General features: G+C 41.9%; 25 protein-coding genes. 15 read left to right on the top strand and 10 right to left on the bottom strand.

Annotated elements, in window-relative coordinates; translation table 11 throughout:
* Positions 1 to 6: 6 nt before the first annotated feature.
* Entirely contained in the window at positions 7 to 981 is a 975-nt protein-coding gene (locus ACHUFI_RS09670; protein WP_394248552.1) for a DUF1852 domain-containing protein, read from the bottom strand.
* Between the two features lie 309 nt (positions 982 to 1,290).
* Between ACHUFI_RS09670 and ACHUFI_RS09675 the strand changes: the two genes are divergently transcribed.
* Positions 1,291 to 2,100: a sulfite exporter TauE/SafE family protein gene (locus ACHUFI_RS09675; RefSeq protein WP_394248554.1), complete on the top strand. Its 810-nt coding sequence runs from the start codon at positions 1,291 to 1,293 to the stop codon at positions 2,098 to 2,100.
* A gap of 283 nt (positions 2,101 to 2,383) precedes the next feature.
* Here ACHUFI_RS09675 and ACHUFI_RS09680 read toward each other — a convergent pair whose 3' ends face one another.
* The 3 genes from ACHUFI_RS09680 to ACHUFI_RS09690 form a co-directional block, all read right to left on the bottom strand.
* A complete protein-coding gene (locus tag ACHUFI_RS09680) occupies positions 2,384 to 3,850 on the bottom strand; it encodes a mannitol dehydrogenase family protein (protein WP_394248556.1) in 1,467 nt (488 codons plus the stop codon).
* Positions 3,851 to 3,972: 122 nt separating this feature from the next.
* Positions 3,973 to 4,989, bottom strand: coding sequence for a Zn-dependent oxidoreductase (locus ACHUFI_RS09685; RefSeq protein ID WP_394248558.1), 1,017 nt, complete (start codon positions 4,987 to 4,989; stop codon positions 3,973 to 3,975).
* 2 nt (positions 4,990 to 4,991) lie between these two features.
* A complete protein-coding gene (locus ACHUFI_RS09690) occupies positions 4,992 to 5,684 on the bottom strand; it encodes a FadR/GntR family transcriptional regulator (protein ID WP_394248560.1) in 693 nt (230 codons plus the stop codon).
* A gap of 855 nt (positions 5,685 to 6,539) precedes the next feature.
* On the opposite strand from ACHUFI_RS09690, the gene ACHUFI_RS09695 reads away from it, so the two are divergent.
* The 7 genes from ACHUFI_RS09695 to ACHUFI_RS09725 all read left to right on the top strand — a co-directional run bounded on the left by ACHUFI_RS09695 (position 6,540) and on the right by ACHUFI_RS09725 (position 13,513).
* The gene (locus tag ACHUFI_RS09695; protein ID WP_394248562.1) at positions 6,540 to 7,508 is read left to right on the top strand and encodes a TRAP transporter substrate-binding protein; all 969 of its coding nucleotides are present in this window, start codon (positions 6,540 to 6,542) and stop codon (positions 7,506 to 7,508) included.
* Between the two features lie 50 nt (positions 7,509 to 7,558).
* Positions 7,559 to 8,095, top strand: a complete 537-nt coding sequence (locus ACHUFI_RS09700) for a TRAP transporter small permease (protein ID WP_394248564.1) — start codon at positions 7,559 to 7,561, stop codon at positions 8,093 to 8,095.
* A 1-nt stretch (position 8,096) separates the two neighbouring features.
* On the top strand, positions 8,097 to 9,371 hold the full coding sequence (locus ACHUFI_RS09705; protein ID WP_394248566.1) for a TRAP transporter large permease: 1,275 nt from the start codon (positions 8,097 to 8,099) through the stop codon (positions 9,369 to 9,371).
* 18 nt (positions 9,372 to 9,389) lie between these two features.
* A complete protein-coding gene (locus tag ACHUFI_RS09710) occupies positions 9,390 to 10,526 on the top strand; it encodes an alpha-hydroxy acid oxidase (protein WP_394248568.1) in 1,137 nt (378 codons plus the stop codon).
* A gap of 212 nt (positions 10,527 to 10,738) precedes the next feature.
* Positions 10,739 to 11,812, top strand: coding sequence for a mannonate dehydratase (gene uxuA / locus ACHUFI_RS09715; RefSeq protein ID WP_394248570.1), 1,074 nt, complete (start codon positions 10,739 to 10,741; stop codon positions 11,810 to 11,812).
* A 122-nt stretch (positions 11,813 to 11,934) separates the two neighbouring features.
* The gene (gene kdgK, locus ACHUFI_RS09720) at positions 11,935 to 12,858 is read left to right on the top strand and encodes a 2-dehydro-3-deoxygluconokinase (RefSeq protein ID WP_394248572.1); all 924 of its coding nucleotides are present in this window, start codon (positions 11,935 to 11,937) and stop codon (positions 12,856 to 12,858) included.
* Positions 12,859 to 12,883: 25 nt separating this feature from the next.
* Positions 12,884 to 13,513, top strand: coding sequence for a bifunctional 4-hydroxy-2-oxoglutarate aldolase/2-dehydro-3-deoxy-phosphogluconate aldolase (locus ACHUFI_RS09725; protein WP_394248574.1), 630 nt, complete (start codon positions 12,884 to 12,886; stop codon positions 13,511 to 13,513).
* Between the two features lie 68 nt (positions 13,514 to 13,581).
* Here ACHUFI_RS09725 and ACHUFI_RS09730 read toward each other — a convergent pair whose 3' ends face one another.
* Positions 13,582 to 15,459: a methyl-accepting chemotaxis protein gene (locus ACHUFI_RS09730; protein ID WP_394248576.1), complete on the bottom strand. Its 1,878-nt coding sequence runs from the start codon at positions 15,457 to 15,459 to the stop codon at positions 13,582 to 13,584.
* Between the two features lie 326 nt (positions 15,460 to 15,785).
* Here ACHUFI_RS09730 and ACHUFI_RS09735 point away from each other — a divergent pair, with 326 nt between their 5' ends.
* Positions 15,786 to 15,935, top strand: coding sequence for a hypothetical protein (locus ACHUFI_RS09735; RefSeq protein WP_394248578.1), 150 nt, complete (start codon positions 15,786 to 15,788; stop codon positions 15,933 to 15,935).
* Positions 15,936 to 16,020: 85 nt separating this feature from the next.
* The gene (locus ACHUFI_RS09740) at positions 16,021 to 16,368 is read left to right on the top strand and encodes a GNAT family N-acetyltransferase (protein ID WP_394248580.1); all 348 of its coding nucleotides are present in this window, start codon (positions 16,021 to 16,023) and stop codon (positions 16,366 to 16,368) included.
* A gap of 360 nt (positions 16,369 to 16,728) precedes the next feature.
* Here the strand turns inward: ACHUFI_RS09740 and rplY are convergent, their stop codons facing one another.
* The gene (gene rplY, locus ACHUFI_RS09745) at positions 16,729 to 17,007 is read right to left on the bottom strand and encodes a 50S ribosomal protein L25 (protein WP_394248582.1); all 279 of its coding nucleotides are present in this window, start codon (positions 17,005 to 17,007) and stop codon (positions 16,729 to 16,731) included.
* A 340-nt stretch (positions 17,008 to 17,347) separates the two neighbouring features.
* Between rplY and ACHUFI_RS09750 the strand changes: the two genes are divergently transcribed.
* The gene (locus tag ACHUFI_RS09750) at positions 17,348 to 18,079 is read left to right on the top strand and encodes a glycosyltransferase family 2 protein (RefSeq protein WP_394248584.1); all 732 of its coding nucleotides are present in this window, start codon (positions 17,348 to 17,350) and stop codon (positions 18,077 to 18,079) included.
* An 11-nt stretch (positions 18,080 to 18,090) separates the two neighbouring features.
* Positions 18,091 to 19,389, top strand: coding sequence for an LssY C-terminal domain-containing protein (locus ACHUFI_RS09755; RefSeq protein ID WP_394248586.1), 1,299 nt, complete (start codon positions 18,091 to 18,093; stop codon positions 19,387 to 19,389).
* Between the two features lie 62 nt (positions 19,390 to 19,451).
* Here the strand turns inward: ACHUFI_RS09755 and ACHUFI_RS09760 are convergent, their stop codons facing one another.
* The 4 genes from ACHUFI_RS09760 to ACHUFI_RS09775 form a co-directional block, all read right to left on the bottom strand.
* Positions 19,452 to 20,810, bottom strand: coding sequence for an ATP-binding protein (locus ACHUFI_RS09760; RefSeq protein ID WP_394248588.1), 1,359 nt, complete (start codon positions 20,808 to 20,810; stop codon positions 19,452 to 19,454).
* Positions 20,811 to 20,891: 81 nt separating this feature from the next.
* Positions 20,892 to 21,551 (bottom strand): response regulator transcription factor, encoded by a 660-nt coding sequence (locus ACHUFI_RS09765; RefSeq protein WP_394248590.1) that lies wholly within the window; start codon positions 21,549 to 21,551, stop codon positions 20,892 to 20,894.
* 55 nt (positions 21,552 to 21,606) lie between these two features.
* Positions 21,607 to 21,999: a PepSY domain-containing protein gene (locus tag ACHUFI_RS09770; protein WP_394248592.1), complete on the bottom strand. Its 393-nt coding sequence runs from the start codon at positions 21,997 to 21,999 to the stop codon at positions 21,607 to 21,609.
* 73 nt (positions 22,000 to 22,072) lie between these two features.
* Complete coding sequence (locus ACHUFI_RS09775) at positions 22,073 to 23,815, bottom strand: DEAD/DEAH box helicase (protein ID WP_394248594.1); 1,743 nt, start codon at positions 23,813 to 23,815, stop codon at positions 22,073 to 22,075.
* A 109-nt stretch (positions 23,816 to 23,924) separates the two neighbouring features.
* Between ACHUFI_RS09775 and rsuA the strand changes: the two genes are divergently transcribed.
* From rsuA to ACHUFI_RS09790, 3 genes are all read left to right on the top strand, one after another.
* Positions 23,925 to 24,620, top strand: coding sequence for a 16S rRNA pseudouridine(516) synthase RsuA (gene rsuA, locus ACHUFI_RS09780; protein ID WP_394248596.1), 696 nt, complete (start codon positions 23,925 to 23,927; stop codon positions 24,618 to 24,620).
* A gap of 131 nt (positions 24,621 to 24,751) precedes the next feature.
* The gene (locus ACHUFI_RS09785) at positions 24,752 to 25,951 is read left to right on the top strand and encodes a Bcr/CflA family multidrug efflux MFS transporter (RefSeq protein WP_394248598.1); all 1,200 of its coding nucleotides are present in this window, start codon (positions 24,752 to 24,754) and stop codon (positions 25,949 to 25,951) included.
* Positions 25,951 to 26,613 (top strand): DUF2913 family protein, encoded by a 663-nt coding sequence (locus ACHUFI_RS09790; RefSeq protein WP_394248600.1) that lies wholly within the window; start codon positions 25,951 to 25,953, stop codon positions 26,611 to 26,613. The genes ACHUFI_RS09785 and ACHUFI_RS09790 overlap by 1 nt, the downstream gene beginning before the upstream one ends.
* Positions 26,614 to 26,673 lie beyond the last annotated feature (60 nt).

Here is a 26,673-nt window from a genome sequence, read left to right on the forward strand (position 1 = left end):
TAATTATTATGCGTAACTTTCTGACCATTGCTTAAGCACGGTTTGGTATGGCTTGATGAAGTGTTCTTCAGCAAACTTACCCTGCTTAATTGCTAACTGGCTGCGTTCTTCGCGGTCATAAACAATTTGAGTTAGTGAGTGGTCTTGGTTTTTCAAGTTAGGTTGATAGCAATTACCTGCAACCGCATTAGCGTTGTAAATCTCTGGACGATAAATCTTCTGGAACGTTTCCATGGTGCTGATGGTGCTGATCAGCTCAAGGTTTGAATAGTTATTAAGTAGATCACCAAAGAAGTAGAACGCTAAAGGTGCAACACTATTTGGTGGCATAAAGTAACGAACCTGTAAGCCCATTTTCTTAAAATATTGCTCAGTTAAAGATGATTCGTTTGGTTGATATTCAAAACCTAACACAGGGTGCTGATTATCCGTTTTGCTATAGACTTTGTTATCAGAGACACTTAAACAAATAACCGGAAGTTTATTAAAGTGCTGCTTATAAGTATTCGAATTAACGAAGTATTGGAAAAGCTTTCCATGAAGGTCGCCGAAATTATCTGGAATAGTAAACTTCGGTTGGTCTTTATTATGATCTAAGAGTAATACGCTAAAATCATAATCTCGAACATAAGAAGAGAAGTTATTTCCGACAATCCCTTCGATACGTTCGTTAGTTTTATGATCGACAATATTTGTCTTCAATACTTCAATCGAAGGGAAGGCTTGGTCATTACCTTCAATGTCCATATCGACAGAGATAATCTCAAGCTCGACAGAGTAACGTTCGCCTTTTGGGTTATCCCAATGCGCTAAGGCATTGAAACTGTTATCGATCATCTTTAAGGCGTTACGTAAGTTAGCTTGACGGCTTTCACCTCGAGCCAAGTTAGCAAAATTGGTTGTGATACGAGTGCTGTCTGACGGGTGGTAATTTTCATCGAGACTAAGGCTTTTGATTGTGAAATTGAAGTCTGTATTCATAGTATTTGGTTATCCTAATTCCTAAGATGAAAGCTGAATTTATTCCTTACTCTTACTGGGTTTGTGGTTTTCTTTATTTCCAGTAATAACCTTCGCGGTGGTTTCATCTTAATGACTCCAAAGCGGTAGTAACGAGCTGAGAGTTATTTATAACTTCTATCGTTACTTAAATGACAATGGATTTACTTCATTTTCATTATGAGAAATATTCATGTTTCATTATTTTTTAAACCGTTATATTAGTGGCCTTAATTTAAGCATGGCTAGTTTACTGCTATGTATATCCATTATTTATATGAGGTTAACTAAGTGAGTGAATTGCTGTTATTAATTTTTTACTGTGCATTACTAGGCAGTGGCGTAGGTTTTTTGGCAGGGTTGTTAGGCATCGGAGGGGGGCTAGTGATCGTTCCAATCCTAAGCAGCATTTTACTTCACTTTGAAGTTTTACCAACAGAGCAAGTTGTTGTTGCCGCAATTGCTACGTCTTTAGCATCGATATTGTTCACTTCAACTTCTTCGGCCATTGCTCACCACAAAAATGGCAATGTACCTTGGGAACTTGCTCCTTGGATCATGACTGGCGTTGCCTTTGGCGCACTTATCAGTGGCTTTATGGCAGCACTTTTACCAGAGCAGATTGTTCGTATTGTGTTTGCTGTGAGTGTGGTACTTATTGCTCTGAAAATGTTTTTAAGCAGTAAAAAGGATGCGCCAACAGATAGGAAAATGCCTAACAAAGGGCTATTAACTGTTTTCACCACAATTACAGGTGGCCTATCCGCAATGATAGGGATTGGGGGCGGTGCACTATTGGTACCTCTGTTAACTTTCTTCTCACTTGATATGAAAAAGGCCATTGGCTGCGCTTCTGCGTGTGGCATTGTTATCGCATTATTTGGCTCGATAGGTTACATCAGCTCGGGGAGTACACACTTTTCGTTAGCTGACGGGTTCGCAGGGTTTGTATATCTACCAGCTTTAGCTGGGATCGTGTGCACGTCTTGGTTTACCGCGCCGTTAGGTGCAAAATCAACTCAGACGTTACCTGTATCAACAATCAAAAAGATCTTTTCGATTTTGTTGTTAATCATGGCTGTAAAGATGGCTGTTAGTTAAGCGAGAGGCTTAGTCCCTTCAAGCCTGGCAATGCTTTAATTACTTTAGGGTCATCAAGTTGAGGGTAGGGCTTATTTCAGCTGAATGAAGCGTTATAAGAAATAAGTGAAAAGTGTAGGTGATAAGTAAGAAATACTCGATGGATGATCTGCAAGTGAGCAATACTTTCTCACTTGCAGATTAATCCTATATGAAAGGGCTACTCAGTTTGATTAAAGTTTGCTGTACGCACTCTTGAATTAATGTGATGTTAATTACAGGAAGAACGCTACAACACAATTAACTAAATAGCTGCTTCCATCACCGCTTTTTTAGCGCCTTTTTGTTCAATATTGATGTACGCCTGAGTGATAGCATCAATAACAGATTTTTGCTGAACAATGGATTGGTCGAAGATCGTTTCTTCACTCAAAAGAGCGTTAATCAATGGCTCAACTGAGTCGTGCTTTTTGCTGATTGACAATAAATGATCAGAGAGAGGGTCTACTACCTCAATTGGTTGATTGTTTTCATCAATACCTCTGATGTAACGCATCCATGCCGCAGTGCCTAATGCTAAAGCGGTAAAATTACGTTCGCCTTTGGCTAGAATTCCCATCGATTCAATAATACGTTGCGGGAGCTTTTGGCTGCCATCCATGGCGATCTGATGCGTCTTATGCTTCAAATAGGGATTTGAAAATCGATTCAAGAGCAGCTCGGAGTACTCGACAAGATTGATATTATCGAGTTCTTGTAGGGTTGGTTTTTGCTCATTGAGCATAAGGCGACGAGTCATTTCTTTGAAACTAGGGTTTTCCATCATGTCCGAAATGTATTCATAACCGGATAAGTACCCAGTGTAAGCAAGAAAAGAGTGGCTACCATTGAGCATTCTTAGTTTCATTTCTTCATAAGGCTGCACATCTTTTACGAGTGATACTCCGTCAATTAGCTCCCATTCAGGGCGGCCAGATACAAAGTTATCTTCAATAACCCATTGTAAAAACGGTTCTGTGACCAGGCCACAAGGATCAAATTTACCAGTTAATGACTCGATAGTTTTCAATGATTCGTCGGTTATTGCGGGAACAATTCTATCAACCATCGTACTAGGGAAGCTCGCATTGGTTGAGATCCATTCAGATAGAGCTGGGTCTATCATTTTGGCGTACTCAATAATGGCGGCTTTCGTTACTTCTCCATTATGGGGCATGTTGTCACACGACATGACACTGAAAGCGGGTAGGTTTCGTTCTTTTCTCAAATTTAACGCAGCAACTATCACACCTAAGGCTGATTTCGGTGCTTTTGGATCGGCGATGTCTTGTGTAATTAACGGGTGTCCTGCATGAAATTGGCGAGTGTTCGGGTCTACACAATAGCCCTTTTCAGTGATCGTTAAGGAAACGATCGATACTTGAGGCTCTGCCATTCTCTCTATAATAGAGTCAATACCGTCAAGGCCCGGATGCATGCTATCTATCACTGATTCGATAGTGTGAACATTGGTGGTGGTATGATCTTGTTCAACGACGGTGTAACGATGCCTCTGATTTCTCAACTCTTGAATAAAGGGCTTTCCACTAAACAAACTTACGGTCGTATAGCCCCAATCACTAGGCGTTATCTGGTTGAGTTTTTCTAATACCAAAGCCTGGTGAGCACGGAAAAATGCACCACAACCAATATGAACAATTCGGTTTTTAAGTGCCGAGCGATCATAGTTTGCATGTGATTTCTGATCATATTCAGTTCGACTAGAAGCCATATAAATATCCTTAGAGGTAAAGCGAATTCGGGAGAGCGAATGAGCTATCGAAGTCTCCAAATGAGTATTGGAGACTCTATATATTGAACAAAATGTATACGGATGATTGCCAGTACGAGCTGTTAGTGCATTTTTATCAATGCTTTACGTACTTTTTGTGGGTCGTTCTCAATAAGTGCAATAGCATCAGGAGCAGTATCTAGGGTGAACTCATGACTGATTAAAAATTCGGTGTCGAGTTTTCCTTGAGCCATCCAGTCAATCACTTTAGGGAACATATTGTTATTTAGTCGTGAGCCTACAATGGTCAGCTCCTTCTTGATCACTTCGACTTGTTGAAGTGGGCTATGTTCACTAGAAAAACCGAGCAAGCAAACAGTTCCTGCAGGAGCTGCAAGCCTCATAATTTCAGGAATAAGAGCTGGAATACATGCTGCGTCAGCGATTAGCGGTACACCCTGCCCATTTGTCAGTTCCATGACTCGTTGTTCGGTGTTTTCTTGTTTAGGGTTAATGGTATGAGTTGCACCTAATTGCTTGGCGGTTTCTAACTTTTCATCGAGAAGATCGACGATTATAGATGGAATACCTAGAACATTAGCAATTTGTACGATGGTTAAGCCAATAACGCCCGCGCCATAAATCAATATTGTGTCATCCGAAGAAGCATCTAATCGGTTAAACACATTAGCGGCGATACTGTAAGGCTCTATTAAGGTTGCATCTCTTAAGTTGATGCTGTCTGGTAGTGCAATGATATTGGCTGCAGGTACGGCTTGAAATTGTGTGAATCCGCCATCGGTGTGAACACCTATCACTTGAAGTTCAGTACAAACATTCGAGCGACCGATTTTGCAAGGGCGGCACTGACCACAACTGATCACGGGGTTAACGACAACTTTTGTCCCAACTTCCAGTCCAGTTACGTTGTCTCCAACCTTTTCAATGCATCCTACAAACTCATGTCCGGTGATTCTAGGGTAGGTAGCAAATGGGTTTTGACCGTGAATGATATGCAGATCAGAGCCACAAATCCCGGCGTACTCTACACGAACCAATACCTGGTCATCAGAGAAAGAGGGTACGTTTTGCTCAACGACTTGGTAGTCATTAATTCCATTTACAATAAACGATTTCATTTTTAGTTACTCAACTTATCTATCACGTTATCGATGTGCATGATCATTGCCGATTCTGCTTGCTCAGGATCTCCGGCTTTGATCGCGTTGAAGATCGCTTGATGATCGTCAACCCAAATTCCTTTTGCTGTCGGCTCGTTAGCTATGACTTCCATGCGATCCCACATTTTTCCTTTCATATGTAGCGACATCAGATCTTGGTGGAAAATAGTTAACAGTGGGTTCTGGCAAGCGCTAGCGATCGCACAGTGAAACTGTTGGTCTGCGTCATGAGATGTTTGATGCCTCAATTCGATACTTGAGAAAAATTGAGAGGCATTCATCATGTCAAGGCATTGCTGAAGTTCGTTTATCAACTCTGGCGTATTGTTTAACGCTGCTTGTTTCGCAAATTCACCTTCAATGAGTTTTCTCGCTGACAAAATATCGTTCGGCGTAAATTCGCTTATTGAAGGAGAAGGCAGTTGAGGCTGACTTTGTAAGACGAAAACGCCAGCCCCTTTTTTAATTTCAGCAATTCCAGAAAGCTCTAAATACACCATAGCTTCGCGTATGACGGTACGACTAACATTGAGCTCTTCTGACAGCTTCCGTTCTGGTGGGATTTTGTCCCCTACAAGGTACTGCTTTGCATTAATCCGGTTAATGATCTGATTGGCGACAGTTATGTACAGCCGGTCAGTTTTTGTTGTCATGCCTATATCTACCTTGTTCGTAATCCGTTTTTTTGTGCTGCTATGAGCCGTGTGTTCGTCTCTTAGCTCATTCCATCTAATGCAATTAACCCAGAAAAATTGCTTTGAGGGGGTGTTGGCTCATTATGCAAGCACTGTTATGTACCAATTAAACCATCATTTATTAAAAAGTTATGTGACCAAAGGCAAGTTAACGTGATGATATTGTCTAGACCAATTTGGTTTATTTTGGTTTTATGTGCGACCAAATCAATTTTTCGACGGGTGAATATAACGAGAATATATAATTAGCAAGTCGCGCTAGGCGATATTGTGACATTTTTATAGATCGACAGATGGTGAAAAATGCACAAGGTCAATGACTTACATTATTTTAGTAAAAAAGCAGCCTTTATAGTTATGACTGGCTGTGTTCAGAATTTGTTGAAAATAGTATTTTGGTGAATTTTGTAACAAGGCTAACTCACTGATTAGCTTGGGGTTAGTTGGTTTTTTCTTTTTAAGTTATTGTTTTTATTTGTGTTTTTGTTTTGTTTTGTGTGTGGGGGAAAGGTGGGGTTGTTCGATAGCTTTAAAGCAATGTGGAGTGCTTGTCGTGAATTTAACTTAAATAAAGGAAGGTAAAACAAGCATGAAAATTGAGTGGTTAACATGGGGAATTACTGTTTATAGGTTGGAAAATAGAAATTATAGAGTGCTAAAGCTGAGACTTTGCGCATAAAAACGCCATGCTAAGTACCGTGTTTCTGTCATATTTATCACACTTAACGTTTTTATCAATTGTGAAACATTTATCCGATGTTAGATTTAATTGGTCTGTACAATAATGGATAAAAATGGATAAAAATGGAGAATATGATGAAGCAAAAACTATTGAGCGCCGCTATATTAGCGTCTTCTCTTTTTACTGGAATTGCATCTGCTGCCGACTACACTTTGAAATTTGGCCATCTGGCAAACGATGACAATGTTTGGAACAAAGCTGCTCTACATTTCCAAAAAACGGTGGAAGAAAAATCTGAAGGACGAATTGAAGTCTTGGTGTACCCGAACTCCGAGCTAGGTTCAGAGATGGATATTATTAACGGTATCCAATTAGGCACAGTTGACCTAACAATCTCGGGTGAATCATTGCAAAACTGGGCACCTAAAGCGGCATTACTTGCAATCCCATATGCAATCCGCGATAGCGAGCACTTAGCGGCGGTAGCAAATGGTGAGGTTGGTAAAGAGATTGAAGAACAAATCACTCAACGTTCTGGTCTAGTGCCACTAACTTGGTTCGAACGTGGTGCGCGTAACCTGACTTCTAATAAACCAATCACAACGCCAGAAGATCTCAACGGTACGATCCTACGTGTTCCTAATGTTCCAATTTTTGTGAAAGTGTGGGAACAACTTGGTGCTAAGCCGACTCCGATGGCATTCTCGGAAGTGTTTACTTCTTTACAACAAGGCACGATCCATTCCCAAGAGAACCCGTTATCACTGATTAACAGTGCATCGTTCTTTGAAGTTCAAGGCTACGTGAACAAAACAGAGCACGTACGTAGTTGGATTTACGTCGTTATGGGTAAGCGTCAATTAGAAAAACTACCTAAGGACTTACAAGCTGTGGTTAAAGAAGCCGCTGCTGAAACACAAGCCTACGAGCGAGAGTTATTCCTAGAAGATGAAAGAAAGCTAGCTGAGTTATTGCAAGAAAGAGGGATGAAATTCGTAGATGTTGATCAAGAAGCATTCCGTGAAGCTGCGCTTCCGGCTGTTCGTAAAAGTTTGAATAAAGAGCAGTTACCGCTGTTTGAAGATATTCAAAAACTATAAGTAACCCTTGGGGAGGTGGATAGCCTCCCTATTTTCTCATGAGGGAAATTATGACGACAATCGTAAATGTGGCCGAAGAACCAAAAGAGTCACTCGTATCGAGAGCCGTAGATCACATTGATCGACTTGCCACTCGTTTTTTTAGCTTTTTTACAATCTGCAGTTTAGTCGCTTTATGTGGTGTGGTTTTACTACAAGTATTTGCTCGAATGTTTTTAGAAAGTACTCCTGCTTGGACAGAAGAACTTTCTCGCTACTTCTTCATCTATACGGTTGCTTTTGGAGCTGGTTTAGCCTTTAAGTCAAAAGAACTAGTTAGTGTCGATATTATAGTCTCCAGGCTAAGTGAAAAATGGCAAAGCATATATCAACTAATTGTTAATATCGTTATTTCTATCTTTATCTTTATTGCTTTACCAAATGCATTTCAATTTATGAGTATCGGTGAATGGCAAACATCACCAGTACTTGCAGTTCAAATGGACTACATCTTTTTTTCAAGTGTTCTTATCTTTGCAAACCTACAACTATTTATAGCTTTAGATTCTATAAAAATAATTATTAAACACACAAGTCGGAGAGGATGATATGGAAGTCTATATATTATTTTCGGTTTTCTTTGTTTTATTAATATTAGGCTTTCCTATTGCAATTACGCTTGGAATAGCATCAATGGCTTACTTATTGATGGCTGATATTTCATTGACCGTAATTCCACAAAAAATGTTTGCGGGCATTGATTCGTTTGTACTCCTTTGTATCGGTGGTTTCATCCTCGCCGGAAACTTGATGAATCGGGGGAACATCACCGAGCAGATCATCGGGTTAAGTAACGCGATGCTAGGGCATATTCGTGGCGGACTTGGGCTAGCGAATGTTAGTGGCTCAATGTTATTTGGTGGCGTGTCTGGTACTGCGGTTGCTGATACTGCATCGATTGGTTCGGTCATGATCCCTGGTATGGCAAAAAGTGGTTACGACAAACCATTTGCAGCCGCGGTGACTGCTGCCTCATCAACCATCGGGCCAATTATTCCTCCTAGTGTACCTATGATCATTGTAGGTACGTTGACCAGTATATCGGTTGGAAAACTGTTTCTAGCTGGTGCTGTACCGGGCTTGTTACTGGGTGTGGGGATGATGGCAACGACTTATTTTCTATCGGTAAAACGAGGCTACCCGAAAGAAAAGCGTGCAACGTTATCTGAAATTATCCTTCACTTACGTACAAGTTGTTGGGCGATTTCACTGACATTCTTAATACTGATTGGCATTGTGGGTGGCTTCTTTACACCGACCGAGGCCTCTGTCGTCGCGGCACTTTACGCAATGATTATTGGTATGTTTGTTTATAAGGGGCTTTCATTTAGAGATCTTCCAAAAATACTACTTTCGACTGCTGTAACCACTGCATCATTAATGCTACTGGTTGGCTTAGCTAATGTGTTTGGGTGGATACTAACGTCAGAAAAAATCCCACAAATGATAGCGTCTACGATACTAACGATCAGTGAAAATCCAATTATTGTATTGCTAATCATCAACTTATTGTTGCTGTTGGTAGGCTCGTTCATGGAAACCATTGCGGCACTGATCATACTGTTTCCTACATTATTAGGCGTAGCGACTGCTGTTGGTGTAGACCCGGTGCACTTTGGCATTATCGCGGTGCTTAACTTAATGATTGGTCTAACTACACCACCTGTAGGAGTTTGTTTGTTCGTTGCTGCAGGAATTGGTGGTATTCCAATGGAGAAAGTCGTGAAAGCAATCGTGCCTTTCTTATTGTGTAATTTAGCCGTGTTATTGATGGTCACATATATACCAGCATTATCACTTTGGCTACCAAGCGTGTTCTTATAAACAATTAGAGTTGATGCAATGTTAGATGGTCGATACCCAGATTATTCTCGAATGAGAAAAAAAACAGAAAAGAATATCCCCAAGTTTATATATGAATATTTGGAAGGAGGATGTTTTGATGATATTGGATTGGAGACAAACCGTTTAGCATTGCAGAAATCTAAGTTAGCACCGAGGTATTTAGCGCCGTATTCAAAGTGCGATTTAAACACCACAATCCTTGGGAAAGGATATAGCGCTCCATTCGGCATTGCACCAATCGGTTTACAAGGTCTAATTTGGCCTAATTCACCGGTGATTTTGGCGAAAGCAGCAAAGAAATACAATATCCCATATGTTCTAAGCACCGTTTCGTCTGAGTCGATAGAAGTAATCGCAGAGTTAGCAGAAGACAATGCATGGTTTCAGCTCTACAACCCAGTGGATGAAACAATACAAGATTCAATACTGGGACGTTTGAAGAGCTGCGGCTATAAAAACTTGGTTGTCACGGTCGACATTCCGACGTTTGGGTTTAGGCCCAATGATATCGTGAATGGGTTAACTATGCCTCCTAAGCATTCTGTGAAGAACTTCATCGATGTATGCAAAACGCCGCATTGGGCGACTCAAACTCTCAAGTATGGAATTCCAAAATTTAAAAATTTGGAACCATACATGAGAGAGCATCGTCTCGATTTGCCAGAAATGATGCGCTCGATGGCGATGGGGAAAGTGGACACGGAAGGCTTGAAAAGAATAAGAGACAAGTGGGAAGGGAATTTAATCGTAAAAGGCGTTTGTTCTAGTAGCGATCTCAAGTTACTTGAAGAAGTGAATGCCGACGGGGTTATTTTATCTAACCATGGAGCTCGGCAGCTAGATGCTTGTGAATCCCCAATAGATCTTCTAAAAAAAATAGATGGAGATTCAGTCCCTTCGGGAGTGACGATGATGATGGATAGCGGTATCCGATCGGGTGTGGATATTGCCACTTCCTTAGCATCTGGTGCTCAATTTACATTTTTGGGGCGCTTTTTCATGTACGCCGTGTCGTCCTTGGGTAAGGAAGGTGGAGAGCATGCAATCGAAGTGTTAATGCAGCAACTTACTCAAGTGATGGAACAAATTAGGTGTGAGAACCCCGCTGATTTGTCAGAGTTCCTCGCAAACTAGATATAAATAAACGCTCATTTAATTTTGGAAAATAGTTACTCGTTATCGAATAACTAGGTTGGTACGTTTCTGTAATAAAAATATTTATTGGATGGGCATATGAATTATGTCTATAGGGTTGAATCTATATTATCTCAATTAATATCGCATCAAATCTCTAAATTTTATTCATCCGATTTATTAAATAATTAAAAACTTTTTGGGAGATAAATATGAAGATGTCATTTCGTTGGTATGGTGAAGGGAATGATGAGGTAAGTTTACCTTTTATTAAACAGGTTCCGGGTGTAGAAGGTATTGTTTGGTCATTACATGATATGCCTGCTGGAGAAGTCTGGAGTGAAGAACGCATTCTCGCTGAAAAAGAAATAATAGAGAAAGCAGGTTTTCATATTGATGTCGTTGAAAGTGTTAATGTTCATGAAGACATTAAACTCGGTCTGCCATCAAGAGATAAGTATATTGACAACTATATTGAAACCTTAAAAAGGCTTGCTAAAGTCGGGGTGAAAGTTGTCTGCTATAACTTTATGCCAGTATTCGATTGGACCAGAACCGAGCTGTATAAAGAAATGGAAGACGGTTCTAACGCTCTGTTTTTTGAAAAGAGCAAAATCAGTGATATTGAGCCTATTGAACTTATCGAAAAATTATCAAAGAACGTATCTGTAACAATGCCAGGGTGGGAACCAGAGCGACTATCCCAATTAAAAGAAACGTTCGAAAAATACAAAGGTTTTACAGCGGAAGACCTTTGGGGAAACCTTCAGTATTTCTTAGAAAAAGTTATCCCTGTTTGTGAAGAATACGATATTAAAATGGGAATTCACCCAGATGACCCAGCATTCCCTATCTTTGGGCTACCTCGAATTATTATTAATAAAGAGAATATTCTTAGGTTCTTAAATTTGGTCGATAGTCCATATAACGGATTAAGTTTATGTACCGGATCACTTGGTTCGAGCAATAACGATATTCCAGACATTATCGATGAAGTTCACGAACGAATTCATTTTATACATATACGTAATGTAAAAAGATTTGAAAATGGAGACTTTATAGAGTCTTCGCACCGAGCATGTGACGGTTCAGTAGACATTATTAAAGTCATCCAAACACTTCATAAGCACGGTTATCAAGGCTATGTTCGACCAGATCATGGACGCCATATTTGGGGTGAAGAAAAATGGGCTCGCCCTGGGTATGGTTTGTATGACCGAGCTCTGGGGATTATGTATATCCTTGGAGCCTGGGATAACTTGCAGGCGCAACAAATTGGCAAGTAACTAGACGATAAGTCGTGCGCTAATAGTGGGTTCAGCCCAGTTTGATGATACTCGGGCTGTTCTACAACCGGTACACAACTATTGTCGGACGTTTAATTCCCCCAGCGCTGCTGAGACTAAAGATGAAAAAAACAAAAATAGCCATTATTGGCGAATGCATGGTAGAGCTACAGCATAAAAATGGGACTCTGCAGCAGTCATTCGGCGGAGATACATTAAATACCGCCCTTTATCTATCTCGCTTGTGCAAGGCTCAGGATATCGAAACCACTTATGTAACGGCATTAGGTGAAGACCCTTATAGTCAAGCGATGTTAGACGCTTGGCAAGAAGAGGGGATTGATACTTCGTTAGTCCATCAAGTATCGGGCAAACAACCGGGAATCTATCACATTGAAACCGATTCAATGGGTGAGCGTAGCTTCTATTATTGGCGTAATGAAGCGTCTGCAAAGTTCATGTTTGACCAGGATAACGCGCATGAATTACTAGCTAAACTAGAGCAATTTGATGCGATTTATCTTAGTGGTATTACGCTGGCGATTTTGACTGAAACCAGTCGCAACATGCTATTTAAACTGTTGGATAGTTTTGCGGGTCTAGTGTTCTTCGATAACAACTACCGCCCCCAGTTATGGCAAGACCGTAAAGACGCTCAGAAAGTATATTTAAAAATGCTGTCTTACACAGATACCGCCTTGTTGACCTTTGATGATGAAGAAGCGTTATATGGTGATAAAGACATTGAGCAATGTATCGCACGTACGAAAGACGCTGGTGTCTCTGAAATCATTGTGAAACGAGGCAGTAAAGATTGCCTGGTTTATGAAGGTGGCGCTTGTTCCTCAGTCGCTGCGAATAAAGTTAAAAATGTGGTGGATACGACAGCAGCCGGTGATTCATTTAGTGCTGGTTTTCTCGCTAAGCGCCTTAGTGGTGGTAGCGGAACACAATCAGCGGAAGCAGGGCACATTGTAGCCAGCACCGTAATTCAACATAAAGGCGCAATCATCCCCAGAGATGTAATGCCAGATTTGTATTTATAACCCGTTCAACGAAGAGAGAGTCCTAATGACTACGTTAAATGAACATTTAGCAAACCTAAAAGTTATTCCTGTTATTGCAATAAACAAAGTTGAAGATGCAATTCCACTAGGCCGTGCATTGGTTGAAAATGGCATGCCTTGTGCCGAAATTACTCTTCGTACCGAGTGTGCCATTGAAGCGATTCGTTTAATGCGTAAAGAGTTCCCTGATATGTTAATTGGTTCAGGAACTGTGCTAACTAATGAGCAGGTAGATGCCTCTATCGAAGCGGGCGTAGATTTCATTGTTAGCCCTGGTTTCAACCCTCGCACCGTGCAATATTGTATTGATAAAGGTGTCGCAATTGTTCCTGGTGTCAACAACCCAAGCCTAGTTGAGCAAGCGATGGACATGGGGCTACGTACTCTAAAGTTCTTCCCAGCAGAAGCCTCTGGCGGCGTAGGCATGCTAAAGGCACTTACAGCTGTTTACCCTGTTAACTTTATGCCAACTGGTGGTGTGAGTCTGAAGAATGTGGATGAGTACTTGTCTTTACCATCAGTGCTGGCTTGTGGTGGTACTTGGATGGTTCCGACAAAACTCATGGATGAAGGGAAATGGGACGAACTAGGTGCACTAGTTCGAGATGCGGTTGCTCACGTGAGTGATGCGTAACCATAAATTAATCGACGCTTCATAGCGTATATCTAAGAGCTTAGTAGACAAGGATCACGGATACTTACTTAGGTTGATGATTTAGGGGCGCCAAATGGATCAATTTTTGGCGTCACTGAAGAACTCGATATATCAAAAAATGAAATAGCCTCCCTTAAAGAGTTAGATTCGTGATCCATTCGAGCTGCGGTGCTAAGTAAATCTTGGCTCGATTTTAGGTTAGAGGTTGCGACTTGATCGAGTGACTTCATACTTGAGTTCACCGATTTAGCACGTTGTGACTGCTCAATTGAGGCTTCAGAAATCGATTGAACTGACGTTGAAGTTTGATCGATAGAAGGAACAAGGGCATCAAGTAATTGACCCGCTTTGTTTGCCAATACGACACTGTTATCAGCAATTTTCCCTATTTCTTCAGCTGCTATCTGGCAACGCTCTGCCAATTTGCGAATCTCTGCTGCCACTACTGAAAAACCGCTGCCAAATTTACCAGCTCTCGAGGCTTCAATGGTTGCGTTGAGCGCCAATAAATTAGTTTGATAAGCAATCTCGTCAATAATGTTTATCCGCTGCGCGATGGTTTTCATCGCATCCACAGTCTCTGCAACTGCTTTACCACCTTTTTCGGTATCACTTGATGCTTGTGTTGTCGAGACATCGGTTGCAATAGCAACCTCTTTGTTTTTGTTAATAAATGAGGTCATTCGCTCCAGCTCTTCAATGGTTTGTTTGACACTTTCCGCTTGGTGCTGAGCCGAGGCATTAATTGTACTTGCATTCTTATTTACATCATTGGAGGCTTGGGCTAATTGATCTGCGGAGCCATTCACTTGCAAGAGCACCTCTTTGAACTTGGCGACCATCTTTTTCATCGCATTAAGTAACTCTGCAGTCTCATCTTTTGTCGTCACCTGAATAGGTATGGTGAGGTAACCGTCCGCGAGTTGATTCGCAACTTTCACTGCTTTTTGAATTGGATTTGTTATGGTTCTCGCCATAACAAATGCAATGGTACTAGCAATAAAAAACGCAGCGCTACTGAATAAAACAAAGAAGGCGAGGTACCCTTCTTTTTTCTCTTTTAAATCTGGGCCTAAGGTATCTTGGGACCTTTTGATGTCAAGTTTCAAGTTCTCTGCAATGTCGGCGACCTGACTACCAATTCTGTCTAGTTGATCTCTCTTAAGTTCGTTACGACTTTTAATGAGTTCGACTAACTCAGTAAAGGCCTCTATATATTGAGGCAGCTTTTGTCTTACATCAGCATAGAGTTGTCGACGTTCCGAGTTTTGCAATTCGACGTCCAACTGGCTTAAATTGGCTTGGAGTTCTTGATACTCTTTAATGACTCTCTCTTGTTCTGGTAGAGCATTGGTGTCCAAGAATTTCATCACGTACAGACGCGCCAACAGTAGGTTCCTCATTGAAATAGAGGCAGAGTAGGCAGCTTCAGTATCGTTGTCGTTTTTAGCTGTAACCAGAATTTTCGATAGCGCCACTTCTAACGATGGACCTAAAGCGTTAAGTCGGCTATTTACTACCTCATTACGAGCATTGATCTTTTTTTCTATTTCTTCAAAAACTTCAATATATTGGTTAAACAGTCGCTCAATCTCTTCATAGGTTTGTAACTGATTCTTGTTAATAGCCTCAAGTTTTGACTGAATCATCAGTTCTTTAAACAGTTCAAAGCGTCGCTGTGAAGCCCTCAAATCCGATTGCTCGCCATGAATAATATAGCGCTGTGCCGCTATCCTAACACTGAGTAGATTCGCCTGAATTCGGCCGACATTATTTGTATTTCTGGCATAGCTTCGATACTCATTGAATCCTTTTTCTGAAGCATCGAGAGAGAGTACTGCGACGGTAGAGATTGCCACTAAGATACAAACCATAAAGCCGAATCCTAGATAAATTTTCCGCGAAATTGAAAAACGTTTAGCCATGTCGATAACCTCTTAGCCCGCATGTATTCGAAACTGATAGTGTTAACTATAAACCATGAATAAGGGTTGCGATTTCAAAGGGCTTATTAAGGGGGACGTGACAAGTGTATATCCCAAAAGGGTATAAGCTCGATTAATTAGCGATGGTTCAAAGCATTCATACGAGCATGAAATTTCGCTTGGAGTCAGGACTGTGGGTGATATTTAGATTTGTCTGAGTGTCGAAACTGGCAATCTAGATAAATTTCTGGAGTTTGATAATGCGGTTGACCTCAACTTAACTTGAGGTTTTATGCTTACCCCAAATGAGCCAAAAGGGGTAGGTTATGCAAAATAATTACGTAAAAGAGTTAGCAACAAAAAGTTTTCAAGAAGAAATATCACGAGAGTATAAGGTTTCAAAAAAACAATCGTTTCATCTATCAAGTTTTGTTGCCGGTCTATTTTCAGCGGTGTTGCTAATTAGTATGTTTTAATGGGTGAGAGTTTTTTGGTTAAGGTGGTTAGTTGAGTGCGGTGTTAGCTGTAACTTAGCTTAGCGTTATGGGGCCGAGGAATCGTATGATATTTAGAGAAATAGAAGAAGTACACTGGAATAGTATTTTAGAAATACAGGATAAATCTTATCGGGAGATTGGTTGTGAAGAACTAGATGTACTCAAAAGTAAAAATGACGCATCTCCTGATACTTGCTTTGTATGCTTGTCAGACTGTGAATCTGTAGTCGGTTACTTGTTAGCCCATCCGTGGCGTGGAATTTCTCCTCTAAAACTGTTTGAGCCTTTACCAAATGTCGAAAACTGCGAGTATTTATATCTTCATGATATTGCAATCAGCCCTCAATCAAAGGGGAAGGGAATAGGCCGAGCTGCAGCCCTAAAGTTGTTTGAAGTGGCACAACAAAAATGAATTAACAGAATAAGTCTAGTCGCGATACAAGGTGCGGAAAGCTTTTGGTCGATACTTGGTTTCCAAGAGATAAAAGGAGTTAATGTATCTTCTAGTTACGGAAAAAAAAGCGGTTCTAATGGAAAAACTTCTAGATGCATAACAAGAAATTAAGAAAAGTAGGGGTAAGGTAGGAAGAGGAAAGTTGATTATTTTCAGTGTATTGCGCGAGATTTATGGCGTTTTTGAGGGCTCAAAAACGGTGAAACCCCGATGTTGGTAGCATCGGGGTTTCTAATTTTTAGACTTCTCGATTGGTAAGGTCGATCATCTTATTTATGCAAAAGGTTGGATTTATCCAACTAATTCCTTGGTAGGGAATTAGATGCGGATGAAGTCCATGTGCTCAACTTTTGGCTTGAACGCGTGACGTTGAACGTCTTGTGGCTTAACCTTAACTTCTGCGCCGTCAATCACTAGAGTGATTGCTTCGTAGAATTCTGGCTTATCCATCTGGTTGATCACGTCAGCGTGAACAAGTTCGATAGATACTGGTGCTGCTTCACCACCGTAAACAACTGCTGGGAATTTGCCAGCGTGACGTAGGCGGCGGCTCGCACCTTTACCTAGTTCAGTACGTACTACTGCTTCGAATTTCATAGTTTTACTCTCAAATTAGTAAAAGTTTAATTTCACACGACAATGCGACCTTGTCAGTGTGCTAATGCTCATACAAGAACAAGTTCCTGTTTGAGCGAGCGCGGATACTAACATCCTCTTATACTTCGGGCAATAGTAAGCCTTCCTTTTCAGTGAAATATCTAACCTTTTTAGAGCGTTTGCTTGGAACTTGTACAAGTAAAGGTGTTTTTGTAAAGAAGGCGTTATTGGATTATCTATTCATATTGTGAATTGAATATGAACATTTGCCTAAGTATTGGTTAATAACCAATACGTTACCTTTGTATTCAAGTTATTCCCACATACAAAAGGTAAAACCATGGAAGCAGTAAGTATTGTAGTCATCACTTTAAATGAAGAAAAACGAATTGGCCGCCTAATGGACGATTTAAGCAAGCAAACGCATCAGGATTTTGAAGTCATCGTGGTGGATTCAAACAGCGACGATAATACCTGTGAAGTCGTTCAAGCGTATCAAAGCTCGATTCCGGAACTGACGGTACACAAAATGGAGACGAGAGGCGTGAGCTTGGGCCGTAATACCGGGGCTGAGTTAGCCAAATATGAACGCGTTTTGTTTTTGGATGCCGATGTCCAACTGTCACCTACTTTTCTAGCGAATGCCTTATGTCAGCTTCGAGAGAAAAAGCTTGAAGTGGCAGGTGTATACATGGGGGCGAAAGAGTTGCCATTAGCGCATAAGGCTGGATATAGCGTGTTTAACCTTGGGCTATTTGTCACTCAGTATGTATTCCCAACGGCTGTTGGCGCTTGTATTTTTTCAACAAAGCGAGCTCATAACGAGATAGGAGGTTTTGATGAAAGTATTACCCTTTGCGAAGACTGTGACTATGTGAATCGAGCAAGTAAAACATGGCGTTTCCGTTTTCTAAATCTCACCTTCGGTTTCGACCCAAGAAGGTTGGATCAAGATGGCATTCTAAAAATGGGCTTCACTTACTTTAAAGCCAATGTGCGACGTGTCTTTTTTGGTGAAATGCGAAACAACGAAATGGAATATAAGTTCGGCCACTACAACGAGCAACGATAGAGAGTCACGTCATGTTTGAGGGATCAGGCCTGTTTTTCGGTGCGTTGCTGGATGCGTTAATTGGGCCTAATTTATTTGTTCCGGGAGAACCTTTTTTTATCGCAGCTGGTTACCAACTGCACAATGGGGTGTGGTTGGGGGTGATTGCAGTAATGTTAGGTGGTTTACTCGGGGACCAGCTTAGCTATTGGATTGGTTACAAGGTGGGTAACCGAGCACAACGTAAAATCATAAGGGTGCAACCTAAAACACGCAGAGCCATTGCTCGTTGCCGTTATTTAATGGCGAAAAAAGGGCACTATGTCATTGCGTTTGCTCGCTTACTTGGCCCGGTTGCTTGGGTTGTCCCTTTTATTGCGGGGACAAATAAGACGCCGTGGACAAAATTTAGTCTACTAGCGGCGCTAGGTTTATTGATAGGCGGAAGCCAGTTTATCTTCTGGGGATTTATTCTTGCATACGGAGTAGAACAAGTTCCGATGCTGCATGAGGCAAAAGTTTTTGTTCTGGAGCATCAGTATACGTTACTCAGCATTGCGCTAACTTTTGTTTGTGGTTTTATTGGATATAAGCGTAAGTGGCGAAAGTTGACGATTAAACTAGCCTCATTGTTTCTGGTGCTGCAACTCGTTACAAACTACAGCCATTTTTTTTGGTTTGCAGATGACTTTCAAGACAAAGCTACAGGTATGACGAGTGCGTCAACAGCGGTGGCTTCTGAAATTGAAAGCTATAAAGCGTATGCGGGGAAGTCTTCGTTTTTTGATGCGCAAGCCGTGAACGTGATGTTTATTGGGCATTCGCCAAAACCTATGATGGAAACGTTGGGTTGGATAGAAAACCAAACGTTCTCCAGAGATGAAATTGAGTGGAAAGACTACATCGGGTTGCTAAAACGTAAAGAACCTCCAGTGTCTGATTTATTTTGGCAGCAACGCCCTCAAGATATGGCCTTTCAACTTCCTGGTAATTTAATGCAACGCAGTCATATCCGTTGGTGGAAAGCAGATAGGGTAGACGCCGCTGGGCAACCGATTTGGATGGGGGCGATCAGTTACGACAACGGACTAAAATTGACCCCATATTCAGGGATCATTACGGTTTTGCACAGTATTAACCCTAACGTGGATAAAGAAAGAGATAAGCTTGAACAAGCGATTACCAGTCAACTTCCTAACTTAGAAGTGAGCATTGAACCTCTTACCACAGCCGTTGCGCTTGATGAAGCACATGATTATTACAGCGATGGCAGAGTGTTGGTTGTGACCCAACAAGTTGAAGAGATAACTTCGCAAATCGCAACGTTGTAAAGGAAAAATGGCAGCTTAACGCTGCCATTTTTTATGGTTAAGAATAATTTTTAAGCGATGCTTTATTGTTGAGATTCATTCAGTGTAAGCGTCGCTTTTAAACCACCCATAGAGCTTTGAGTAAGCGTTAGGTTCCCACGATAACTGTGTGCCATTTCACTGACAATATTGAGCCCCAGGCCGGTTCCTGGCGTAGTTTCATCAAGTCGCACTCCGCGTTTAGTAACTTGACTCAGTTTCTCTTGAGGGATGCCCGGGCCATCATCTTCAATCGTGATGGCGACATTGCCGTTGTTTAGTGTTTCGGCGTGCACTCGTATAATGCTATTCGCCCATTTATAGCTGTTTTCAAGCAGGTTGCCGACCATTTCATCGAGGTCTGTTTTATCGACGGCGACTTCAAGTTCCGATTCAAGTTCATTGATCAAAGTGATGTCGTTTTGCGCATAGACTTTATCAAAGGCCATTGAAATAGCGTCGATACGCTCACTCGGTGACGCTTTTACCGATAGGATGTTCATGGAGCCAGCCATCCGTGCTCGACCTAAATGATAGTCAATTTGCCCTTGGATTTGACTTAAAGGCTCGCGGAATTTCTGCGTATCTTCTTGTGGCAAGGTGCTGACTTCATTCTTTAAAACCGATAATGGCGTTTTCAATGCGTGAGACAGGTTGCCTGCATGGTTTCTCGCTCGTTCTAACAACTCCTGATAGTGGAATAAAAGGGCGTTGAGGTCTGAAACTAAAGGAGACACTTCTTTAGGGTAGTTATCACCTAAGGCTTGCTGTTCCCCTTTTCTCAACAATGCTAATTCACGTTGCATTCGATTAAGAGGCAATAGTGACCAGCTCACTTGGATTCCGATTAACAGTAAGACGCCGGCAAAAAGCATAGAAAGTATTAACCAAACTTGCCCAGTAATTTGATGCAGGGTGGATTCGAGAGGATCTTCGTCAAGACCGATCGTAATGGTCACGGGCTCATCTAAATCAGGAAGGTAGACAGACTGACTAATGTAGATGAGCTGCTCTCCTTTTGCGCCAGAGATAATGACGTCTCGTGGTTTCTTTTTAAAGGTGAAGCTTTTATCCCATAAGGAGCGAGATCTAAGGGTTTGGCTCTTGGTCATGGCTGACCAATATAAGCCACTGTAAGGTTGATAGAACCTAGGATCAGATAAGCGGCCGAGCATGACTAGCTCACCATTCTTATCGGTTTCGATATTGGCAGTAAGTTCATCCATGGCAAGGCTAAGCTGCTGCTTTACGTCGTCAACCAAGTAGTCGTTGACGAGTTTTGGAATACCAATACCGGCAGCAAGGATCATAGCACCAAGCCAAAAAGCCGCTGCAAGAAGCAAGCGGCTTTTTAAGCTAATGTTCTTTAAATTTTTTTTCGATAGTGGGACTGTTTTCGGCAAAATGAACTCACCTACAAGTAATCAAAGAAAGGACGATAAATAGAAAAGGCGATGAAGCTTCTACTTCACCGCCTATTAAGCTTATTCTGAATTTAGCTGATAACCTAAGCCACGAACCGTTTTTATTACCTTAGGGGCTATCTTTTTACGAATGCGTCCAATGAAGACCTCTACGGTATTGGAATCGCGGTCGAAATCTTGTTTATAAATATGTTCTACTAGCTCAGTACGTGAAATAACTTTGTCGGAGTTATGCATGAAGTAAGCGACGACTTTGTATTCTAGGGCGGTTAAGCTGACGGCTTGTCCTTGCCAAAGAACCTTCGAGCTGCGTGTATCTAAGCTTAAATCACCGATCTGTAAAACAGGTGACGCATTACCAGAAGCTCGTCTTAACTGAGCGCGGATCCTCGCGATTAACTCAACCATCTCGAAAGGCTTGGTTAGGTAATCATCAGCACCTGCATTTAAGCCTTCAACGCGTTGTGTCAATGTATCTCGCGCACTTAAGATAACAACAGGGGTGTTGATGTTTTCATCGCGAATACCTTTCAACACTGTCAGGCCGTCAAGCTTAGGTAAACCAAGATCTAATACAATGGCATCCCACTCTTCAGAGGTCGCTCGATATAAGGCATCGATGCCATCTTGAGAAAGCTCGGGAACCCATCCTGCTGACTCAAGTGTTTCTATGATTTGTTCACCAAGACGAGGATCGTCTTCAACGACTAGTATTTTCATTTGATTACCACTGATTATTATTATCGCTATTAAGCATTATTATGGTCGAAAGACGTTATTTTTTTATCACATCGTGTAAGTTACGACCTTTGATTTCCATCATTTCTAAGGTGGTGGCGTTGTACTCAACCTTTATGATGTTGTTATCGTGCACGAGTTTAAGTTCGTAAATCCACTCATCGTCATCTTCTTCAAGCTCTACTTTGATGACGCGACCATTTAATTGACTTTCAATCGCTTGATAAAGCTCCGAAAAAGGACGGATCAATCCGTCTTGAACAGCGTCATAAACTTCATCTTGGTCCTCATCAAATTCAATACGAGTTCCTTCTTTATGAACATCTTGTATCAGTTCGTGCCCATTTTCATGCTTTCCGGCAAAAGCAGCATGAGGAAGTAACAATACGCAAAGTAAAGACAGATTAGCGATCGTTGATTTACGTAACATAGCTGATCCTAGTTAAGGTCGATATACGTCAGTATAAAAGAGTGAACATGAATGGAAAGTGAATTAACTTTTGTTAACGATCTTGTAGTTCGTCTTCAAAAATTTTGTCACGCATTTTCCAAAATCGTCCGGATTTTCGGGCAATGACAAACTGCGGAGGACGGAATCGGTGCTGGTTAGCGACTACTTTTGTAGGTGACGACTCTTCAAATGGCCGATGTCTATCGGCTAAATGGGGGCGTACGAACTGGTCTTTAAAGGTTTGCTTCTGTTTCTTAGTCGTTAATGACCAGAACTCATGCACTTGGGCTTGGTTTTCACCTCGGTAAGTTACTTTGAGTTGTGATTTGCCTTTCTCATCTTTCAAAACGTTGAGATCCATTTCTAAACATTCGAATACGAGTGCGTCTTTTAGGTTTAAGGCTTCTTTGAGCTTTTTATCTGGGTCGACAAGAGTGGCATCACACTCATGGCATATTCTTGCTGCAATGTCGTTGTCAGCGCCGCATTCATTGCAATACTTGGCTCTGAATCGATAGCCACAATGTTCTCTTTCACCTGTGTCTTCATCTGTGAAGTAGCCTTGGCATCGACGACCAAAGTGTTCAAGCAAGAAGCCGTTTGAATCAAGTTTGCCCCAAAAATTGTTATTAAACCCACAGGCAGGGCAAGGGATGGTGATTATCTCGCTATCAGAATCGGGTTTGGGATCACCAACTTCTGGTTGGTAGAGGTCGTAACTATTTCCCGCATAATCTAAAACCAAGCATTCATCTTTTCCATCGGAAAGGCGTAGGCCACGGCCAACAATCTGTTGGTATAAACTGATCGATTCAGTAGGGCGAAGAATGGCAATAAGATCAACGTGTGGAGCGTCAAACCCGGTGGTCAGTACGGACACATTGACCAAAAATTTGATTTTTCTTTGTTTGAAATCGTTGATGATTTGGTCGCGCTCAAGGGTAGGGGTGTCACCAATGACGATGGAGGTTTCGCCCTCTGGAAGTAAGCTTAATATTTCTTGTGCGTGTCGAACTGTGGCAGCAAAGATCATGATCCCTTGTTTGTCTTGTGCCATTTGAATGATTTGGTCAACAATTTGGGGTGTCGCGCGTTTGGATTGTTCAATCACCATATCCAATTCCGCTTCTTTGTATCGTCCGGTATTGGCTGGTTTCAACTTAGAAAAATCATAGCTCAGAACAGGGGCGTCAATCATTCGGGCGGGCGTCAGAAATCCTTCATCTAAAAGATATCTAATAGGCAGCTCAAAAATACAGTCACGGAAAAAACGTGGCTCTTCAGATCGAACTTGACCGCGAGTATGGTATTGGTAAATCCACCCCATGCCTAAACGGTAAGGGGTAGCGGTTAAGCCAAGTACTTTTATGCCTGGGTTAATTTCACGCAGGTGAGAGATGACTTTTTGGTAGCTGCTATTTTTTTCATCGGGAACGCGGTGGCATTCGTCAATCACTAGTAGAGAAAATTGGTTCGCAAACAAATCAAGGTTACGTACAACGGACTGAACAGAAGCAAAAACAACCTGTTGGTCGGTTTCCTTGCGACCTAAGCCCGCAGAAAAAATCGACCCTTTGAGATCGTAGCCTTCATATTTCGCGTGGTTTTGTTCTACAAGCTCTTTCACATGCGCTAATACTAACACTCGCCCTTTAGCGAGCCTTGCCAATTCGGCGATAACTAAGCTTTTTCCCGCGCCGGTCGGCAGCACCAAAACGGCAGGGGTTTGGTGCTTGCGAAAGTAGTGAATGACGGATTTTACGGAGTCGGCTTGGTAAGGTCGAAGTGTGTACATACAGTATCTTGTGTCAGTGAAAGTAAAGCACACAATAAATAGTGTGAAATAGCTCAACTAATTGTGCAAAGGTGACTATAATACCTGACTTAAATCAGATGAGGTATTCATGCGTTTAGATAAATTTTTGTGTGATGCACTTGGTGCAACTCGTAAAGAAGCAACCCAAATTTTAAAAACAAAAACTGTTACAGTGAATGACGTAATGGTTAAAAGTGGTGCAACTAAGATCACCGAAGAGTGTGTTGTTGAATGGCAAGGTAATGAATTACGTGTTCAAGGCCCGCGTTACATCATGCTTTATAAGCCAGAAGGTTTCGTGTGTTCACATGAGGATGGTTCGAACCGAACAGCATTTGAACTGCTAGACGAAATCAAAATGGACAAGCTGCACTTTGCGGGACGTCTCGATGTGGATACCACAGGTATAGTGCTGATTACTGATGATGGTCAGTGGTCTCACCGTATTACTTCTCCAAAACATAAGTGTCAGAAGACTTACCGAGTATGGTTGGTAGATCCTGTTGAAGACGACTACGTAGAGAAGTTTAAAGAAGGCATTCAACTGAAAAGTGAAACTGGCTTAACGCTGCCTGCGCATTTAGAAGTGCGTGCGGAAAAGGAAGTGTTGCTAACCATTCATGAAGGTAAATACCACCAAGTGAAACGTATGTTTGCTGCATTAGGCAACAAAGTGGAAGCGCTTCACCGCGAGAAAATCGGTGACATCGAAATGGATGAGTCTCTAGAACTTGGCGAATATCGTTACCTGACTCAAGAAGAAGTCGATTCTATCTGGAAGTAATCACTTCCGGTTCTTGATTGCCGACCATGGATAGCGTCGGCTGAATTCTTTGACTGGCACTAGGATAGTTTCAGCCATTGCTAATGTTGCTATTGGAACTCCCATAGGTAACAAGACTAGATCGGAGAATTATGACTACCGCGACACAACGTGAAACACCCCAGCTAGGGCTGTTGCTGTTTTTGATTCTAGGTGCAATTGGCGCACTTACCCCTTTAGCGATTGATATGTACTTGCCTGCTATGCCGACGATCGCAAAAGATCTTGGTGTTACCGCAGGTGAAGTTCAAGTTACGCTTACCGCATACACCATGGGCTTTGCGCTTGGTCAGCTACTTCATGGGCCGCTCGCGGATAGCTTTGGCCGGCGTCCTGTCTTGCTTATCGGTGTATTCTTTTTTGGCGTGGCTGCGGTCGTCAGTGCCACAACGGAAGGGATCCAGGCGTTAACTTACGTTCGTACCGCGCAAGGGTTCGCTGGTGCGGCGGCGGCGGTGGTGATTCAAGCCGTAGTGCGCGACATGTTTGATCGTGAAGATTTCGCAAGAACCATGTCTTTTGTCACCTTAGTCATGACGGTAGCGCCACTTGTGGCACCGATGATAGGCGGTTACTTAGCGCTTTGGTTTGGGTGGCGCTCAATCTTTTGGGTGCTTGCTATATTTGCTGTGTTTGTGATTGTTGCTGTCTTATGGAAAATTCCAGAAACGCTACCGGTAGAAAAAAGGCAACCGCTTCGATTAAGAACAACACTAAGAAACTACTTAAGATTGTGTCAAAACCCTGTGGTTATGGGGCTGATTTTTTCAGGTGCTTTTTCGTTCGCGGGTATGTTCGCATTCTTAACCGCTGGTTCGTTCGTATACATCGATATTTATGGTGTTAGACCTGACTTGTTTGGCTACCTCTTTGGTATGAACATCGTTGCGATGATCATTATGACCAGTATTAACGGTAGGTTGGTCAAAAAAGTTGGTTCACACACCATGCTAAGGTTTGGTCTGTCGGTTCAGTTGCTAGCGGGTATTGGTCTGGTCTTCGGTTGGTTAGCAGATATTGGGCTGTGGGGAATCGTACCATTTGTGATGCTATTCATCGGTACGCTTTCTACAATCGGCAGTAATTCAATGGGGCTACTGTTGAGTGGTTATCCAAATATGGCAGGTACCGCTTCTTCATTAGCGGGAACATTAAGGTTTGGTACGGGTTCAATCATTGGGCTTGTTGTCGCGATGTTACCAAGCCATAGTGCGTGGCCTATGATTGTTGTTATGGCAGCATGTTCAGTGTTGTCCGCATTACTATATTGGACATTAGGAAAGAAGGCGTAATGTCAAACTACTATATTGAAATTCAAAAGCTGGTTAACTCAGCATTAGAAGAAATCACTGCATTACATAAAACGAGAAAGGTGGTTGATGCTCCTGTTAGTAATAATCACTATTTAGTTCGTTGGGTAACTAAGGCGTTAAAGTCTCAGTCTTACGACCGCAGCGTCGTAGCTGATTTAACTCGTTGGCAAAAGCAAGGTCGCTCTAAGGGCAATCAAGCCGACCTTATGTTCACGTTTAAGCGTATTTCTGCTTTCTACGGAAAGTTCTTTCCTGCAGGAGAGGAATTGAAAGAGCTTAAAGACAGTGATGTAGAAGCCTTTATGGAAGTGATGTACCAAAAAGGTTGGAGCGTGTCGAGCGAAGATGAGCTGACGACTGGTGGAAAAATTCAATTTTTCACCGATGGTGACCACTCTTTTGCGTTGTGCGCGAAGCAGTGTGACGACTCATTTGAAGGCGAACTGATGACACAACCTATGAATTGGTTTGTACGCGGTAACCATGCTGAATTTATTGAGGCGGCAATGGAAGCGGGCTTTATGCTTCATAAAGTGACCGATTATAAATCTGCGGTGAAGTATCATGGCGAATATATTGTTTACCCTCGAAACCAAGGTAAGCAACTTGCTGAGATTCCGATCAGCTTTATAGCAGATTAACGGGAAGCGCACGCTTGGTGTAGTTCGCCACGTATAGATTTAAAGGCTGTTCTGATGGTT

This window comes from Vibrio profundi (genome assembly GCF_043642225.1).
GTDB lineage: Bacteria > Pseudomonadota > Gammaproteobacteria > Enterobacterales > Vibrionaceae > Vibrio > Vibrio profundi_A.

What these genes read in the sequence shown, in the direction of transcription:
- ACHUFI_RS09685 (WP_394248558.1), bottom strand. Translation starts at nt 4,989, where the DNA reads ATGAAATCGTTTATTGTAAATGGAATTAATGACTACCAAGTCGTTGAG.
- ACHUFI_RS09680 (WP_394248556.1), bottom strand. Translation starts at nt 3,850, where the DNA reads ATGGCTTCTAGTCGAACTGAATATGATCAGAAATCACATGCAAACTAT.
- ACHUFI_RS09785 (WP_394248598.1), top strand. Translation starts at nt 24,752, where the DNA reads ATGACTACCGCGACACAACGTGAAACACCCCAGCTAGGGCTGTTGCTG.
- ACHUFI_RS09775 (WP_394248594.1), bottom strand. Translation starts at nt 23,815, where the DNA reads ATGTACACACTTCGACCTTACCAAGCCGACTCCGTAAAATCCGTCATT.
- ACHUFI_RS09770 (WP_394248592.1), bottom strand. Translation starts at nt 21,999, where the DNA reads ATGTTACGTAAATCAACGATCGCTAATCTGTCTTTACTTTGCGTATTG.
- ACHUFI_RS09735 (WP_394248578.1), top strand. Translation starts at nt 15,786, where the DNA reads ATGCAAAATAATTACGTAAAAGAGTTAGCAACAAAAAGTTTTCAAGAA.
- uxuA (WP_394248570.1), top strand. Translation starts at nt 10,739, where the DNA reads ATGAAGATGTCATTTCGTTGGTATGGTGAAGGGAATGATGAGGTAAGT.
- rplY (WP_394248582.1), bottom strand. Translation starts at nt 17,007, where the DNA reads ATGAAATTCGAAGCAGTAGTACGTACTGAACTAGGTAAAGGTGCGAGC.
- ACHUFI_RS09740 (WP_394248580.1), top strand. Translation starts at nt 16,021, where the DNA reads ATGATATTTAGAGAAATAGAAGAAGTACACTGGAATAGTATTTTAGAA.
- ACHUFI_RS09670 (WP_394248552.1), bottom strand. Translation starts at nt 981, where the DNA reads ATGAATACAGACTTCAATTTCACAATCAAAAGCCTTAGTCTCGATGAA.
- ACHUFI_RS09695 (WP_394248562.1), top strand. Translation starts at nt 6,540, where the DNA reads ATGATGAAGCAAAAACTATTGAGCGCCGCTATATTAGCGTCTTCTCTT.
- ACHUFI_RS09730 (WP_394248576.1), bottom strand. Translation starts at nt 15,459, where the DNA reads ATGGCTAAACGTTTTTCAATTTCGCGGAAAATTTATCTAGGATTCGGC.
- ACHUFI_RS09765 (WP_394248590.1), bottom strand. Translation starts at nt 21,551, where the DNA reads ATGAAAATACTAGTCGTTGAAGACGATCCTCGTCTTGGTGAACAAATC.
- kdgK (WP_394248572.1), top strand. Translation starts at nt 11,935, where the DNA reads ATGAAAAAAACAAAAATAGCCATTATTGGCGAATGCATGGTAGAGCTA.
- ACHUFI_RS09790 (WP_394248600.1), top strand. Translation starts at nt 25,951, where the DNA reads ATGTCAAACTACTATATTGAAATTCAAAAGCTGGTTAACTCAGCATTA.
- ACHUFI_RS09690 (WP_394248560.1), bottom strand. Translation starts at nt 5,684, where the DNA reads ATGACAACAAAAACTGACCGGCTGTACATAACTGTCGCCAATCAGATC.
- ACHUFI_RS09725 (WP_394248574.1), top strand. Translation starts at nt 12,884, where the DNA reads ATGACTACGTTAAATGAACATTTAGCAAACCTAAAAGTTATTCCTGTT.
- ACHUFI_RS09750 (WP_394248584.1), top strand. Translation starts at nt 17,348, where the DNA reads ATGGAAGCAGTAAGTATTGTAGTCATCACTTTAAATGAAGAAAAACGA.
- ACHUFI_RS09755 (WP_394248586.1), top strand. Translation starts at nt 18,091, where the DNA reads ATGTTTGAGGGATCAGGCCTGTTTTTCGGTGCGTTGCTGGATGCGTTA.
- ACHUFI_RS09705 (WP_394248566.1), top strand. Translation starts at nt 8,097, where the DNA reads ATGGAAGTCTATATATTATTTTCGGTTTTCTTTGTTTTATTAATATTA.
- ACHUFI_RS09710 (WP_394248568.1), top strand. Translation starts at nt 9,390, where the DNA reads ATGTTAGATGGTCGATACCCAGATTATTCTCGAATGAGAAAAAAAACA.
- rsuA (WP_394248596.1), top strand. Translation starts at nt 23,925, where the DNA reads ATGCGTTTAGATAAATTTTTGTGTGATGCACTTGGTGCAACTCGTAAA.
- ACHUFI_RS09700 (WP_394248564.1), top strand. Translation starts at nt 7,559, where the DNA reads ATGACGACAATCGTAAATGTGGCCGAAGAACCAAAAGAGTCACTCGTA.